Annotated in this window: 14 protein-coding genes; 4 read left to right on the top strand and 10 right to left on the bottom strand. The window is 71.7% G+C overall.

Going from position 1 to position 13,364, the window contains the following annotated elements:
- Positions 1 to 36 precede the first annotated feature (36 nt).
- Positions 37 to 966 (bottom strand): GNAT family N-acetyltransferase, encoded by a 930-nt coding sequence (locus tag ITP53_RS47885; protein ID WP_195902134.1) that lies wholly within the window; start codon positions 964 to 966, stop codon positions 37 to 39.
- Positions 967 to 1,121: 155 nt separating this feature from the next.
- On the opposite strand from ITP53_RS47885, the gene ITP53_RS47880 reads away from it, so the two are divergent.
- Both ITP53_RS47880 and ITP53_RS47875 read left to right on the top strand, forming a co-directional pair.
- Complete coding sequence (locus tag ITP53_RS47880) at positions 1,122 to 1,664, top strand: TetR/AcrR family transcriptional regulator (protein ID WP_195902133.1); 543 nt, start codon at positions 1,122 to 1,124, stop codon at positions 1,662 to 1,664.
- A gap of 87 nt (positions 1,665 to 1,751) precedes the next feature.
- Positions 1,752 to 2,183 carry an ATP-binding protein gene (locus ITP53_RS47875; protein WP_195902132.1) on the top strand — a complete coding sequence of 144 codons (432 nt, stop codon included), beginning with the start codon at positions 1,752 to 1,754 and terminating at the stop codon, positions 2,181 to 2,183.
- On the opposite strand, the gene ITP53_RS47870 is transcribed toward ITP53_RS47875, so the two are convergent.
- From ITP53_RS47870 to ITP53_RS47860, 3 genes are read right to left on the bottom strand one after another with little or no spacing between them, the layout of a single operon-like run.
- The gene (locus ITP53_RS47870; protein ID WP_195902131.1) at positions 2,180 to 2,524 is read right to left on the bottom strand and encodes a hypothetical protein; all 345 of its coding nucleotides are present in this window, start codon (positions 2,522 to 2,524) and stop codon (positions 2,180 to 2,182) included. The two genes, ITP53_RS47875 and ITP53_RS47870, sit on opposite strands and share 4 nt — an antisense overlap.
- A 58-nt stretch (positions 2,525 to 2,582) precedes the next feature.
- A complete protein-coding gene (locus ITP53_RS47865; protein WP_195902130.1) occupies positions 2,583 to 3,542 on the bottom strand; it encodes a Ppx/GppA phosphatase family protein in 960 nt (319 codons plus the stop codon).
- A gap of 9 nt (positions 3,543 to 3,551) precedes the next feature.
- A complete protein-coding gene (locus tag ITP53_RS47860) occupies positions 3,552 to 4,808 on the bottom strand; it encodes a cytochrome P450 family protein (protein WP_195902129.1) in 1,257 nt (418 codons plus the stop codon).
- A 141-nt stretch (positions 4,809 to 4,949) separates the two neighbouring features.
- On the opposite strand from ITP53_RS47860, the gene ITP53_RS47855 reads away from it, so the two are divergent.
- Positions 4,950 to 5,777 carry a formylglycine-generating enzyme family protein gene (locus ITP53_RS47855; RefSeq protein WP_195902137.1) on the top strand — a complete coding sequence of 276 codons (828 nt, stop codon included), beginning with the start codon at positions 4,950 to 4,952 and terminating at the stop codon, positions 5,775 to 5,777.
- A gap of 4 nt (positions 5,778 to 5,781) precedes the next feature.
- Entirely contained in the window at positions 5,782 to 6,915 is a 1,134-nt protein-coding gene (locus ITP53_RS47850) for a UDP-N-acetylglucosamine--N-acetylmuramyl-(pentapeptide) pyrophosphoryl-undecaprenol N-acetylglucosamine transferase (protein ID WP_195902128.1), read from the top strand.
- Between the two features lie 106 nt (positions 6,916 to 7,021).
- Here the strand turns inward: ITP53_RS47850 and ITP53_RS47845 are convergent, their stop codons facing one another.
- The 6 genes from ITP53_RS47845 to ITP53_RS47820 form a co-directional block, all read right to left on the bottom strand.
- Positions 7,022 to 7,906, bottom strand: a complete 885-nt coding sequence (locus ITP53_RS47845; RefSeq protein ID WP_328818150.1) for a hypothetical protein — start codon at positions 7,904 to 7,906, stop codon at positions 7,022 to 7,024.
- A 21-nt stretch (positions 7,907 to 7,927) separates the two neighbouring features.
- Complete coding sequence (locus ITP53_RS47840) at positions 7,928 to 8,815, bottom strand: hypothetical protein (protein ID WP_195902127.1); 888 nt, start codon at positions 8,813 to 8,815, stop codon at positions 7,928 to 7,930.
- A 106-nt stretch (positions 8,816 to 8,921) separates the two neighbouring features.
- Complete coding sequence (locus tag ITP53_RS47835; protein ID WP_328818148.1) at positions 8,922 to 9,809, bottom strand: hypothetical protein; 888 nt, start codon at positions 9,807 to 9,809, stop codon at positions 8,922 to 8,924.
- A 48-nt stretch (positions 9,810 to 9,857) separates the two neighbouring features.
- On the bottom strand, positions 9,858 to 11,843 hold the full coding sequence (locus ITP53_RS47830) for an MMPL family transporter (RefSeq protein WP_195902126.1): 1,986 nt from the start codon (positions 11,841 to 11,843) through the stop codon (positions 9,858 to 9,860).
- A gap of 170 nt (positions 11,844 to 12,013) precedes the next feature.
- Positions 12,014 to 12,664 (bottom strand): response regulator transcription factor, encoded by a 651-nt coding sequence (locus tag ITP53_RS47825; protein ID WP_195902125.1) that lies wholly within the window; start codon positions 12,662 to 12,664, stop codon positions 12,014 to 12,016.
- Positions 12,661 to 13,107: a sensor histidine kinase gene (locus ITP53_RS47820; protein WP_195902124.1), complete on the bottom strand. Its 447-nt coding sequence runs from the start codon at positions 13,105 to 13,107 to the stop codon at positions 12,661 to 12,663. Before ITP53_RS47820 ends, ITP53_RS47825 begins: the two co-directional genes overlap by 4 nt.
- Positions 13,108 to 13,364 lie beyond the last annotated feature (257 nt).

Here is a 13,364-nt window from a genome sequence, read left to right as displayed (position 1 = left end):
GGTGCGCCAGCACCATCGCGCCCAGCGCGGCGGGGATCAGAAGCGGCGGCGCCAGACGTCGATGGCCATGATCTGGCGCATGCCCGCCGACTCGTACAAGCCCAGCGCCGGGGTCGTGTTGTTGGCGTCCACGTGCAGGATCGTGCCCTTGCGGCCGCGGGCGGCGTCGGCGGCGAAGGCGTGCAGGAGCAGGAAGCGGCCCAGGCCCCGGCCGCGGAACTCCGGCAGGACCGTCAGCGTGGCCACGTAGCCGCAGTCCTCGTCGGAGACGAAGTCGTCGCCGCCGATCACCACGCCCGCCGGCCGCCCGTCGAACAGGGCGAGCGTGAGCTGGCTCCAGTCGTTGACGCTCATCCCCTGGCGGCGGGCGTACCAGTGGTCGTAGTCGGTCTTGACGAAGCCGAAGTGCTCCGCGAACCCCTCCTGGTAGACGAGGTGCGCTTCGCGCCGTGTCTCCTCGTCCTCCCCTGTGCGCAACGTCAGCCCCGGCAGCGGCTCGGGCGGCTGAACGGGGTCGGCGTGGTCGATGCGCATGCGGTGGTAGCTGGTGCCGGGCTCGAAACCGCGGCCCTCGGCCTGGGTCCGCTTGGCCAGGTCGGCCCGGTAGACGTCGACATCGACGGTGACCCCGTCATGGCCGCGTTCGGCGCCGAGTTCGCGGGCGCGCTCGATGACGATGTCCCACAGCTCGTCCGCCAGGCCGGAGGCCCCCGGGCGGACGATCACCTCGATGATCACACGGTCGCTGTCGCCGACCCGGCAGGCCCACGCCCAGCCGACGAGCCCGCCACCGGCGTCGTACACCAGCCAGCCGTCCTTGTCACGGTCGAAGTCCGGCTCCACTAGCCCGTCGGCGACGTCGTCGAGCGTCATGTCCGGCGCTCCGAGCACCGGGGTTTCGTAGGCTGCCAGGAGCTCGTGAATGGCGTCGGCGTCTTCGACCCGCGGTCGGCGCATGGCATACATGGGCAGGATTGTGCACTTCTCCCCCGCCCACGTGCCTCCCATTTTTCACCCCGCCGGTATCGGCGCCCCGTATGCAGATCTTGCTTACTTGCCGCCCGGCAAGCATAGAATGAGGTCAAACTTACTTGTCGGCCGTCAAGTCGGATTGGTGCAGAGTGCGGGAAGACACGCGTACCCGAATCCAGGAGATCGCGCTCAGGCTCTTCATCGAGCAGGGCTACGAGGCGACCTCCCTGCGCGAGATCGCGGAGGAGCTCGGAGTGACGAAGGCCGCCCTTTACTACCACTTCAAGACGAAGGACGACATCGTCACGAGTCTGGTCGATCTCCGCGTCGCCGAGATGGAGGAGCTGCTCGCATGGGCCAAGAGCCGGCCCAAGACCCCGGAGATGCGGCGCGAGCTGCTCGAACGCTACGCCGAGAGGCTGAAGCAGCCCCGCTACCTGGGCGTCACCCGGTTCCTGGAGCGCAACCAGACCGCACTGCGCGACCATCCGAAGCTTCGCAAGATGCGGGAGACGATGCTCGCGCTCACCAGGGAGATGAGCGAGCCAGGCGACCCGCCGGCGGAGCGCCTCAGCAGGTCGCTGGCGCTGTTCACGTTGCACGCGGCCAAGCGGTTGATGGACGGCGACCTCACCGAGGACGAGGCCGGCGAGGCCGCCATGGAGGTCGCCACCCGGCTGCTGGAGCCTTAGCTTTCGGGCGTATGACCTCGATTGGGACGATTGAGACACCGGATGGAGGGCAGGAGCCTCCCACGCATCCGCACGTGAGGAGGCGCAGTGGAGGCGACGATAGCGCTCCGGCTGCCCAGGGATGCGGCGAGCGTGCCGCTCGTCAGGCAGTTGCTCGACGGCACACTGCGGTCGCTGGGCGTCGAGCGGCAGGTATGCGACGACATCGAGCTCATGCTCACCGAGGCGTGCTCCAACGTCATCAAGCACGCGGCTCCGAGCGACGAGTACACCGTGAGCGCCGCCGTCTACGACCACCTCTGCGTCATCAAGGTCGTCGACACCGGGGGCGGCATCGACCCGCTCAAGGTGATCGACCCCGACCCGGGCGCCGACCACGGGCGCGGCATCCAGATCATGCGCGCGCTCGCCGACCACGTCCGGTTCACCAACAAGGACAGGAACGGCGCGGTGGTCTGCCTGGAGAAGCGGCTGAGGTACGGTCCCGGCGCGCCCGGACCGGACCTCATGACCACCTAGACCCTGGTACGGCGCTCCATCGGACGGTGCCCGGCCGGCCGGGCCCTGCTCCGGTCACCGCCGGGGCGCCGGCCGGCGCCGAGCCTGAGGCGGCGGCGTACGGGAGGGGTGCTTCCGCTCAGCTCCGCGCGCAGCCGGTCGGGCACCGCGCGCCCGCTGATTTTGAGCGTCAGCCGCGGCTCGCGGCGGGTCAGTCGTCGCCACAGTCTGCGCCAGTTCGTCATCGACCCCGCCATGACCGTCAGCACGGTCAGGGCGACGACCGAGATGACGAGCACGGCCAGGGCGACGAGAACGAGGACGACGGCAAGCGAGCCGATCGTGCCGAGCACTTCCAACATTGGGCGGAAAGTGCCCGTTCACCAGCGGTTTATACCTATAAATGGAGCTATATCGTCCTTACTCCGTCGGGCCGTTCAGCTGGTCGAGACGTCCGGGCAGGATGTCGAGCCGGCGCAGTATCACTCCTTCGCGCAGCGCCCACGGGCACACCTCCAGCCGGTCGACCTCGAACAGGTCCATCGCCGCGTCGGCCACCAGCGCCCCCGCGGCGAGCTGCGCGGCCCTGCCCTCGGACACGCCGGACAGCTCGGCCCGCTCGGCCGCGCCCATGGTGGTCAGCTTGACCGCCCAGTCGGCCATGTCCTGCCGGGACAGCGAGCGCGAGACGTAGGGGCCCTCGCTGGAGGGCGCGGCCCCGGCGATCCTGGCGAGCTGCTTGAACGTCTTGGACGTGGCCACCGCGCGGTCGGGCTCGCCGTAGCGCACGACGTCGCCGACCGTGCGGGCGATCTCGGCGCGTACGTGCCTGCGCAGCTTGCGCACCTCGTCGGCGGGCGGCGGGTCGGCGGTGAACCAGTCGCGGGTCAGCCGCCCGGCGCCCAGCGGCAGCGACACGGCCACGTCGGGCTCCTCGTCCACCCCCGCGGCGATCTCCAGCGAGCCGCCCCCTATGTCGAAGGCCAGCAGCCGCCCCGACGACCACCCGAACCACCGGCGCACGGCCAGGAACGTCAGCCTGGCCTCGTCGCGCCCGGACAGCACGGCGATGCGGACGCCGCAGCGCTCCTCGATCCCGGCGAGCACCTCCTCGCCGTTGGCGGCCTCGCGCACGGCGGAGGTGGCGAAGGCCAGCAGGTCCTCCACCCCCTTGTCCTCGGCCAGGTGCACCGCCTCCTCGACGAAGGCGCCGAGCCGCTCGACGCCCTTGGCCGCCAGCCGGTCGTCGGCGTCGAGGTGTTCGGACAGGCGCAGCCCCTCCTTGTGGGAGTAGGCGGGAATGGGCCGGGCGCCGCGATGGGCGTCGACCACCAGTAAGTGGACGGTGTTCGAGCCGATGTCCAGCACGCCGAGTCGCATGGCGAAACGCTACCGGTCCGCGGCTTGGACGGCGAAACGGAGCCTGAAGTGGTCGAGCGAGGAGGGCAACGGATCCTCCAACCTGGCGGACGGTCTGACTGAGCGCTCACGCAGGAAGGCGTGCAGGAGCGTGGCCGAGGTGAACAGCACCATGTCCTCCCCCGGGCAGCGGGCGAACCCCGCGCTGAACGGCACGCCGGCCCAGGTGCCGCCGCTCTGCCACAGCTCGGGGCGGTAGGAGTCGCCGGGCTCGGCGCGGTTCACGTACGCGCTGTAGATGATCACGATGGTGCCCTGGGGCACGTCCCAGCCGACCGGTCCTGCGACGTCGCGCAGGATGGCCTGCGTGGTGGGCCAGAGCCGGACGGACTCCAGCACGGCGGCCCGCAGCCCCTCATGGTCCCAGGCCCGGGGACGGGTGGCGTGGTCCCGGGTGGCGAGCAGGGCGAGCGCACGGTAGGTGGCGATGGCACCCGCGTCGAAGGCGAACAGCCAGTGCGGCACCTGCCCCTCCGGGTGCACGTCGGCCCGCGCCTCGCCGGCGGCCTGCGCGGCGGCGAGGAGGCTCGCGAGGCTGCCGGGCTCGGCCCGCGCCAGGTGCCGGGCCAGCCGGCGCAGGAAGGCGTTGCGGACGTCGGTACGCCGGCCGCGCAGCCACGACCAGTTGGCGTCGTGGCGCAGCCGGTCGAGCTGCCTGGTCAGCGTCACGTCGTCGCGGGCGCCGTCGCCGAGCACGACGCGGCGCACGATCCGCCGGTGTGCGGCGTGGAAGCGCGGCCAGGTCAGCACCCCATGGCGGGGCAGCGCGGCGGTCTCCTCCTCGATCGCCCCCTCGATGGACCGGCTCAACCGGCTGAAGCCGGAGCACACGTGCTCGTTGAGCGCGCGCCGCCGGTCGCGCAGCTCCCGTTCGGCCGTGATCAGCACGCCGTCGGGCTGGAAGTGGGCCAGGGCGGCGCGCTTCTCCCTGCCGGCCGGGGTGAACGCGCGATCCTCCAGCACCGCCAGCACGTCCTTCGAGGCCAGCGGCAGCACCGCCAGGCCCCGCCCGGGTACGCGGGCCACCAGCGGGCCGTCGCCGTACTCGGCGCGCAGCCGGCGCAGGAGCCTGACCGCCCGGCCGTCGGCGTCGGCGAGCCCGGCCAGGCCCACCATCGGCGAACGGCGCATCACGACGCCCTGCGCGAGCGCGGGCAGGATCAGCGTGGCGGCCAGGGAGAGCGACTCCGCGGCCGTGACCCGGGGCAGCCGCGTGATCGTGGGCATGCCCCAGGCACTACCCTTCCTTGGTGTCATGACACGTTTGGGGGAGCTTTGAGCGCTTGCTGTGGCCCGAGCAGAGACACCGCGGCGGGGCCGTACCAGGAGCCTGAGCGGATCGCCGTGCGGCGGACGGCGCCGCGTGGGATGGTGCGCGTTCCCGGTGGCACGTTCCTCATGGGCGGGGACGATCCCGACGGCCGGCCCGAGGACGGCGAGGGGCCGGTGCGCGAGGTACGGCTGGACCCGTTCATGATCGATCCGGCATGCGTGACGAACGCCCAGTTCGCCACGTTCGTCAAGGAGACCGGCTACGTCACCGAGGCCGAGCGGATCGGTTGGTCGTTCGTGTTCGCCCAGTTCGCGACGGTCGGGGTCATGGACGCGAGCGTGCCTGGCGCGTCCTGGTGGGCGGGGGTCGAGGGGGCCACCTGGCGCTCCCCCGAGGGTCCAGGCTCGTCGGTCGGCGACCGGCAGAACCACCCCGTCGTCCACGTGTCCTGGAACGACGCCACCGCCTACGCCGCGTGGGCGGGCAAGCGGCTGCCGACGGAGGCGGAGTGGGAGATGGCGGCAAGGGGCGGGCTGGAGCGGGCCCGCTATCCGTGGGGCGACGAACTCGCCCCGAAGGGCCGGCAGCGGTGCAACATCTGGCAGGGTCACTTCCCGACCGCGCCGAGCAGGGGCACGATGCCGGTGAAGTCGTTCCAGCCCAACGGTTACGGCCTCTACAACGTCTCCGGCAACGTGTGGGAGTGGACCGCCGACTGGTGGGGCACGACGTGGGAGGCGCCCCCGACGGGAATCGCCGACAGTCCCACCGGCCCTGCGGACGGCACGGCGAAGGTGATCCGCGGCGGCTCCTACATGTGCCACGACTCCTACTGCAACCGCTACCGGGTGGCCGCCCGCACCTCCAACACTCCTGACTCCGCGACCGGGCACACCGGTTTCCGCTGCGCGGCCATACTCTGATCGCATGTCACGAACCCTGCGACTGTTGATCACCGGCGGCGGCACCGGTGGTCACACCTATCCGGCCCTGACGACCCTGTCGGCCGTCCAGCGACGTCAGGTGCCGCACGACGTGCTCTGGGTGGGCACGGCGAACGGCCTGGAGGCGCGGATCACGGCCGAGCACGGCATCCCGTTCAAGGCGATCACCACGGGAAAGCTGCGCCGCCGGCCCAACCTCAAGGAGCTCGGCACCAACATCGCCGACGTGTTCCGCATCCCGGTCGGGGTGTTCCAGGCGGTCGGGCACGCCGCCCGCTACCTGCCCGACGTGGTGTTGTCGACGGGCGGCTACGTGGCGGTGCCCATCGGGGTGGCGGCCAAGCTGATCCGCCGGCCGCTGGTCATGCACGAGCAGACGACCGTGGTCGGGCTGGCCAACCGGATCCTGGCCAGGCTCGCGACCAGGATCGCGTTGTCGCACGAGTCGTCGCTCGACTACCTGCCCGACTCGGCGCGGGGCAAGGCCGTGGTGACGGGCAACCCGATCAGGCCGGAGCTGTTGCAGGGGAACAGGGCGGCGGCGTACGACCTGTTCGGGCTGACGTTCGAGGTGCCGCTGATCTACGTGACGGGCGGCGCGCAGGGCAGCAAGCAGATCAACACGCTGATCGCGGAGATCCTGCCGCGGCTGCTGCCGCACGCGCAGGTCGTGCACCAGTGCGGCCCCGCCTGGATCGACCAGATGCGGGCCGTCGAGCTGCCCCCCGACCTGGCCGACCGCTACCACCCGGTGCCCTACGTGGGCGGGGAGCTGGCGGACCTGTTCGCGGCGGCCGACGTGGTGGTCGCGCGCAGCGGTGCGGGGACCGTGTCGGAGCTGACCGCCATCGGCAAGCCGGCCGTGCTGATCCCGCTGATCCCGACCGGCGGCGACGAGCAGCGCAAGAACGCCGCCTACCTCGCCTCGGCGGGGGCGGCGCGGGCGTTGTCCGAGCCGCGCCCCACGGGCGAGCTGCTGCTGGCGGAGCTGATGCCGCTGCTGGCCGATCCCGGGCTGCGCCACGCGATGGGGCAGGCGGCGGCCAAGCTGGGCCGCGTGGACGCGGCCGACGCCCTGTGCGATCTCCTCCTGGAGGCGGCTCAGGGTCCCCGATAGGTCCCAAGCCCTCTCAGGGACCCGATAGGTCCCGGGCGCAGGTCTCTCTCAGGACCCCGATAGACCGCCCTTTCAGGGACCCCGACGGGTCCCCGGAGCAGGTCTCTCAGGGGTCCAGGGAGCGGAACGCCTCCTGGGCGGAGCTCAGGCTCCGCCGCAGCGCCTGCTCCAGCTGGTCGGCGTCGGCGGCCAGCCGGTCCAGCTCGGGCACGGCGAAGCCGTCCGCGCCGGTCTCGGCCACCAGCTCCTCGTACTGGTGCAGCCGCCCGCGCAGCTCCTCGATCTGGTGGTGCGCCCGGTACGCGCGCTCGGCCTCGGCCACGTTGCCCGCGTAACGTTCCAGCGCCTCGACGCGGGCCACGACGGCCTCCTCGCTGCTGTCGAGCGCCCGTGCCAGCGGCGCGGCGACGGCCTCCACCTCGGGCGTGAGCCCCAGCGAGACGGTCTCCCTGTGCTTGGCGCGCAGCGCGGACAGCTTGGCCAGCAGCCGGGCGATCTCCCACTCCTGCGCGGGCAGCATCACCGCGTTGCGCACGTCGTCGAGCAGTCCCTCGGCGTTGACGCGGGAGTTCGTCACGGCGGCGATGGCCCGCTGGGCGCGGCGCAGGAGCCTGCCCGCGGACTCGTCGAGGTCTTCAGTGAGCACGTAGCGGCCCTGGTACCAGCGCAGCTGGTCGTAGACGTCGCGCTCGAAGTCCTCCTCCTCGTCCCCCGGCAGGTCGTTGCGGACGAACAGCACGATCAGCAGGGGGATGCCGAAGAGCACGGCCATCAGCAGGCCGAGGCCCCTGCCCAGGTTCCCGAGGCCGAGCAGCAGGCCGAAGAACGCCACCGTCGAGAAGGCCGACACCATGCGCACGCGCGCGCCCGACATGCTCCGCCGCGGCTCTGGGACCCAGCCCTGGCGCATCCTGAGCAGCACCCGCCGGCTCTCCCTGAGCAACTGCGCGTCATCCGGCGGCACTCCGGGGTCTACTACCACATCCGCCACGAAATCGGATCCTAAGCGAAATCAGCCATTAAGGTGGCGGAATGCCTCATGAGCGGAGCTGACACTGTTGCGTAACGCCTGTTCAAGGCGGTCGGCGTCGTCCGACAACTCGCCCAGCTCGGGAACGGCCGAGCCGTCGGCGCCCGACTCGGCCAGCAACTCCTCGTAACGCGGCAGCCGGGCGCTGAGGCGTTCGATCTGGTGCCTGGCGCGGTGGGCGCGCTCGGCGTCGGCGACGTGGCCCGCGTACCGTTCCAGGGCCTCGACGCGGGCGAGCACGGCCTGCTGGCTGCTGTCGAGAGCCTTGCCGAGCGGTTCGGCCACGGCGGCCACCTCGGGGGTGACTCCCTCGGAGACGACCTCCTGGTGCTCGGCGCGCAGCTCGGACAGCTTGGCCAGCAGCCGGGCGATCTCCCACTCCTGCGCGGGCAGCATCACCGCGTTGCGCACGCCGTCCAGGAGGCCTTCGGCGTTGACGCGGGACTCCATGACCTGGTCGATGGCCGCCTGGGCGCGGGTCATGAGCGCGCCGGCCTGGTCGTCGAGGTGCTCGCGCAGGACATAGCGGCCCGCGTACTCGCGGGCGTGGTCGTAGACGTCGAGTTCGAGTGCGTGCCGGCGCTCCACCTCGGCGTCGGGTCTGGGCCTGAGCAGGACACCGACGACCAGCAGCGCCGCCAACGTCATGACCACCGCGAAGGGGGTGTAGTCCTCGGCGAGGAAGAACCCGAGGCCGTACAGTGCCGCCGCCACGGCGCTCATGCTGGCCCCCAGCCGGGCCACGAGGCCGGCCCCGGGGCGGTGGCGCCGGTGTGCCGGGGCCCAGCCGGTCCTGATGCGGGCGAGGAGCTTGCGGTTGGCGCGCAGAAGCTCCGCGACGTCGTCGGGCACCGCCGGATCGACTACCACTTTCGCATGACGACCGGGCACATATCTGATCCTATGTGCCGTTCTGTCCGGCCGTCAGAGATCAGACCGGATGGCCATACCTGCTTCACCGGAACGGCAGGCCCCATCAGCGCTCCAGGTAGCGGAACGCCTCGTGGGCGGACTCGACGCTGCGGCGCAAGGTGCGTTCGAGCAGATCGGCGTCCTGGGCCAGGCGTTCGATCTCGGGTACGGCCATCGCGTCCGCCCCCGACTCGGCCAGCAGTTCCTCATAGCGCGGCAGCCGGGCGCGCAACTCCTCGATCTGGCCGCGCGCGTGGTAGGCGCGCTCGGCCTCCGCCACGTGGCCTGCGTAGCGCTCCAGCGCCTCCACCCGGGCCACCACGGCGGCCTCGCTCTCCGTCAGTGCGCGTTCGAGCGGCTCGATCACCGCTACGACCTCCGGGGCGATGCCCCTGGCCAGCAGCTCCTTGTGCTCGCCGCGCAACGCGGAGAGCTTGGCCAGCAGCCGGGCGATCTCCCACTCCTGCGCGGGCAGCATCACCGCGTTGCGGGCGTCGTCGAGCAGCCCTTCCGCGTTGACGTGGGTGCGCAGCACCGAACCGATGGCCCGCTGCGCCCTGGCCAGCACGAGCGCGGCCTCGGGGTCGAAGTCCTCGGCCAGGAGGTAGCGGCCGTCGTACCAGCGGGCCTGCTCGTACACGCCGCGCTCCTGCGGGCGCTCGTCCTCGGGCAGCTCGTTCATGGAGGCGATCTTGACCAGGACGATGAAGACGTACGTGCCGAGCAGCGCGAAACCGGCGGCCGGGAACGGCGAGGCGAGCAGGACCGCCATGAGGGCGATCATCACGGGCGTGGCGACCAGCAGCATCGCGCTGGAGGGGCTCCGGCGGCGCGGCGGCAGCACGACGGCGGGGGGCACCCATCCGGCCCTGATCCTGGACAGGAGGGCGGCGTTGGCACGCAACAATCCGGAGACTTCGGGTGGTACTTCCGGATCGACGACCACATCCACGCTCTGTCCTGGCACCCTGGCGCCCCCAACGCTCGCGATAGGGGGATATTAAGTGACATTCCGCTTGAGTGTCAGCCTCCTGAACGCCACTTCGGGGAACCACCAGTTGCGCGCGCCGAGCACTTCCATGGCGGCGGGCACCAGAACCAGACGCACCACCGTGGCGTCGACCAGCACCGCGACGGCCAGCCCCACGCCCATCACACGCAGCGCGCGATCATCGAACGCGCCGAATGCGGCGAACACGCAAAACATGATCGTAGCCGCGGCGGTAATGACCCTGGCGGTCCCGGCGAGCCCGCCGGCGACCGCGCGGCTGTTGTCGCCGTGCCTGAGGTACTCCTCCCTGATCCGGGAGAGCAGGAACACCTCGTAGTCCATGGACAGCCCGAACATGATCACGAACAGCATCGTCGGCACCCACGCGTCGATGGGTCCCGCGGTGCCCTGGCCGAGCGCGTCGTACTGGAAGACGGCCACGATCACGCCGTAGGCGGCGCCGATGGACAGAAGGTTCACCACGATCGCCTTCACCGGCAGGACCAGGCTTCTGAACACCCCGGTGAGCAGCACGAACGACGCCAGCAGCACCGCGCCGGCCATCCACGGCAGCCGGTCGGCGGAGTGGCGGGCGTAGTCGACGGCGGCGGCGGTGGAGCCGGTGACGAGCACCGGTTCAGGGAGGCCGGCGCGCAGGCGGTGGATGAGGTCCGTGGTCCGCTCGTCCTGGGGGCCGGTCTCGGGCACCACGATCGCGGAGCGCTCCCCGGCGGGGAACGCCCGCGCGACGCCGGGCGTACCGGCGGCCTGCAGGACGACCTCGTCGAGGCTCGTCCGGGTGTCCCCGACGGCCAGGATCAGCGGGCCTTCCATGCCCGGCCCGAACCCCCGGGCGAGCAGGTCGTGGGCGCGCCGCGTGGTGTCGCTGACCGGCCTGTTGCTCGCGTCGGACCAGCCGACCCGCAACTGGGTGGCGGGCAGGGCGAGCACGACGAGCGCCACGAGCGCCAGCGCTCCCGTCAGCCACGGCCTGCGCTGCACGACGCGGCTCCACCGGTACGACAGGGGCCGCCCTGTCGTGCGGTGGGGCAGCGCGAACCGGTCGATCCTCGTGCCGATCATCCGCAGCAACGCCGGCAGCAGGGTGAGTGAGGCCAGCATCACCATGACCACCCCGCACCCGGCGGCCAGGGCGATCCCGCCGCCGATCGACGGCCCGAGGAACAGGATCCCGGCCCCTGTCGTGATCACGATGAGCCCGGCGAACAGCACGGACCTGCCCGCCGTGCGCATGGCCCTGGTGACGGCGGCGTCCACGCCGATCCCCTCGTCCAGCCCGGTGCGGAACCTGGTGACGATCAGCAGCGCGTAGTCGATGCCGACGCCGAGCCCCAGCATGATCGTGAGGTAGACGGCGAAGCTGGGCGTGTCGACGACGTTGCCGAGGACGGTGAGCAGCGACACGCCGCAGACGACCCCGATCACACCGATGATCAGCGGGAGCACGGTGGCGATCAGCGAACGGAACGCGACCAGCAGCACGATCGCGGCGGCGAGCAGACCGATGGCCTCGGTGAGCCCGCCGGGCGTGAAGGCGGCGAAGTCGTCGCCCGCCAGTTCGGCGGTCACGCCCGGGCCGCGGAAGGCGTCCCGGATCTTCCCGAGCTCCAGGGCGGCGGCCTGGTCCGGGTAGTCCACGGGGATGGAGGCGACCGTCCCGTCCGCTGACACCCGCTGCGCGTCCGGGGAGACGCGGACGCCGGGGACGGCGTTCATGCGGGCGACGAGGCCGGTCACGGCCTGGCGCGGCCCCGGGTCCTGGACGCCTCCGGGGGCGGAGACGACCAGCGCGCCCGGCGGCTCCTCCGCGCCGGCGCCGAGCAACTCGGCGGCCTGCCGGCTCTCCGAGCCCGGAAGGGTGAAGTCGTCGTCGGACGGGCCCGGCCACGTGGCGCCGGCCGCGACGAGTGCGGCGGCCAGGGCCAGCCAGAGGACGACGACGAGGCGTCTGTGCTGGATGCAGAAGCGGATCATGCGGCGACCGTAGGTATCGCGGCCGCTCCCGTACGTCCCCCAGACACGGGCAACCGGCTACACCACCCGCTGTACCCGGCCCGGGTGTGGGACCAGGCTGGATGAGGGTCAGGCCGGGCGGTTGGACCGGGCGGTTGGGCCTGGCATTGGTCGTGAGGCTGGTTGGGGGGTCAGGTCGGGCGGCCGGGGCGCACCAGGCCGGATTCGTAGGCGATGACGACGAGTTGGGCTCTGTCGTGAACCGCCAGCTTGACCATCATGCGGTTGACATGTGTCTTGACGGTATGAGGGCTCATGAAGAGTTGTTCGGCGATCTCGGTGTTGGTGAGTCCTTGCGCGACCCGGGTGAGCACCTCGCGCTCGCGACCGGTCAGCGGGGACAGCCGGTCGTCGTCCAGGCCGGCGGGGCGCGCCGTGAACTCCTCGATCAGCCGTCTCGTGACACCGGGCGACAGGAGCGCGTCGCCCCGGGCGGCCACCCGGACGGCGTGCCGGATCTCGCCGGGCTCGGCGTCCTTGACCAGGAACCCGCTGGCCCCGGAGCGGAGCGCCTCGTACACGTACTCGTCGAGGTCGAAGGTGGTGACCACGACGACGCGTACGCCGGTGCCGGCCAGGGCGCGGGTGGCCTGGAGCCCGTCGAGCTCCGGCATGCGGATGTCCATCAGGACCACTTCCGGCCGGAGCCGCCGTGCCTCCCGTACCGCCTCGGCGCCGTCGGCCGCCTCGCCGATCACGGTCATGTCGTCCTCGGTGTCGAGCAGCGCCCGCAGGCCCGCCCTGACGAGGGGCTGGTCGTCGGCGAGCAGGATCGTGATCACGCGGGCAACCGTGCGGTGACGCGGAAGCCGCCGGTGGGACCGTTCCCCGTGGTGAGCAGCCCGCCCACGGCGGCGACCCGCTCGGCCATCCCGGTCAGGCCGTGCCCGCGCGGGGCCCTGCTCCCGTCGCCGTCGTCGTCCACGCGCACGGTCACGGCTCCCGTCTCATAGGTCAGCGTCACGGTCGCCGTGCCGGCGTTGGCGTGCCTTATGGTGTTGGTCAAAGCCTCCTGTACGACCCGGTAAACGGTCAGATCGGCGGCCGGTGGAAGCGGACGCCGCTCCCCCTCGACGTCGAGCGCCACCTCCAGCCCGACGGTCCGGAGAAGTCCGGGCAACTGCGCGGTCCCAGGCACCGGATGCCGCGCCTCACCTGCCTCCCACCGCGCGACGCCGGCCGGCGGCCGCCCAGCCTCACGTGACCCGGCCCGCTGGGACTCCACGCCCGCAGAATCGCGGAACCCCGCATCAGGCGACCCCAGATCGCGAGACTCCCCGCTATGGGACTCCCCGCTATGGGACTCCCCGCTATGGGACTCCACGTCACGCGAACCCACACCACGAAGCCCCACACCACGAAGCCCCAGACCGCGGAACCCCAGGTCCCGGGATGCCGGATCACGGGACGCCGGATCGCGGGACCCCACAGCCCGGGACTCCAGGTCGCGGGAGGCCGGATCGCGGGACGCCGGGTCGCGGG

This window comes from Nonomuraea cypriaca (genome assembly GCF_015645445.1).
GTDB lineage: Bacteria > Actinomycetota > Actinomycetes > Streptosporangiales > Streptosporangiaceae > Nonomuraea > Nonomuraea cypriaca.
This window is presented reverse-complemented; position numbering and strand designations above follow the sequence as displayed.

Coding starts and splice junctions, on each gene's coding strand:
- ITP53_RS47830 (WP_195902126.1), bottom strand. CDS start 11,843: ATGATCCGCTTCTGCATCCAGCACAGACGCCTCGTCGTCGTCCTCTGG.
- ITP53_RS47850 (WP_195902128.1), top strand. CDS start 5,782: ATGTCACGAACCCTGCGACTGTTGATCACCGGCGGCGGCACCGGTGGT.
- ITP53_RS47860 (WP_195902129.1), bottom strand. CDS start 4,808: ATGCCCACGATCACGCGGCTGCCCCGGGTCACGGCCGCGGAGTCGCTC.
- ITP53_RS47855 (WP_195902137.1), top strand. CDS start 4,950: ATGGTGCGCGTTCCCGGTGGCACGTTCCTCATGGGCGGGGACGATCCC.
- ITP53_RS47865 (WP_195902130.1), bottom strand. CDS start 3,542: ATGCGACTCGGCGTGCTGGACATCGGCTCGAACACCGTCCACTTACTG.
- ITP53_RS47885 (WP_195902134.1), bottom strand. CDS start 966: ATGTATGCCATGCGCCGACCGCGGGTCGAAGACGCCGACGCCATTCAC.
- ITP53_RS47870 (WP_195902131.1), bottom strand. CDS start 2,524: ATGTTGGAAGTGCTCGGCACGATCGGCTCGCTTGCCGTCGTCCTCGTT.